Source organism: Mycobacterium sp. P2_H7 (assembly GCF_056403275.1).
Map to the genome: position 1 here is coordinate 1 of NZ_JBFUFU010000080.1, position 371 is coordinate 371.

The window sequence follows — 371 nt, forward strand, 5'->3', positions numbered from 1 at the left end:
AACGCATCAACGCATCACCGGCCGCCCCGCCGAACAACCCGCCCCGATCGCACTGCACCTCGTGATGGCCGACACCACCCTCGCCGGCGACGACGACGAACCCGCCTGGCTCGACGGCTACGGACCCGTGCCCGCCGGGTTCGCCTGCACCCTCGTCGGCGACGCCGCACACGACGACAGCGCAAAAGCCACCCTGCGGCGCCTCTACCGCCATCCCGACAGCGGACAGCTGGTCGCCATGGAATCGCGGGCCCGGATCTTCCCGAAAGGGTTGGCCGCCTTCATCGGACTGCGCGACCAAACCTGCCGCACCCCCTACTGCGACGCCCCCATCCGCCACCGCGACCACGCCGAGCCGCACCGCACACACG

At 71.2% G+C, this 371-nt stretch carries 1 pseudogene; it reads left to right on the plus strand.

The features are described 5' to 3' along the window. Positions 1–371: pseudogene (locus tag AC1DY7_RS31440) on the plus strand (HNH endonuclease); the annotation flags it as partial.